This is a genomic window from Blautia sp. HCN-1074 (assembly GCF_037890165.1).
Classification (GTDB): Bacteria; Bacillota; Clostridia; order Lachnospirales; family Lachnospiraceae; genus Blautia_A.
The window spans coordinates 1-352 of the sequence record NZ_JBBKBP010000089.1 but is presented as its reverse complement, the minus strand read 5'-3'; the positions used below and the strand labels follow the sequence as shown (position 1 = coordinate 352).

Genomic DNA, 352 nt, shown 5'->3' with positions numbered 1-352 from the left:
GAAAGAATAGTTATACGGTATCAGCTCATAGTAGGCGAATACCTCATTGTCCTTGTTCCAGACAAGGTTATTGTCAATATATTTTATCGGGAACATAGTTCACACTCCTTACTGCCGTGATTGTTTCATTCAAGGTCTGCTTATGCAGTTTTACGGCTTTTCCTGCATAAGTGATTTTGGGTCTTAACGCATAGGTTATCTGTGATTTCAAAAAGCTGTACGGCTTCTTTCCGTCAAAGGTTTTCTGCGACATAAACCAAGTGAGAGCAACGGGAATACCGAAGTATTTGAGAAATGCTCCCTCAATCATGGAAAGTGGGGGAATATCCCCAAACAGAATGATGATAAATTC

The 352-nt window shown here is 40.1% G+C and carries 1 protein-coding gene; it reads right to left on the bottom strand.

The window, feature by feature from the left end:
* Nucleotides 1-73: 73 nt before the first annotated feature.
* A partial coding sequence (locus WKT11_RS19905) for a conjugal transfer protein (RefSeq protein WP_103951090.1) occupies nucleotides 74-352 on the bottom strand: 279 nt, incomplete at its 5' end.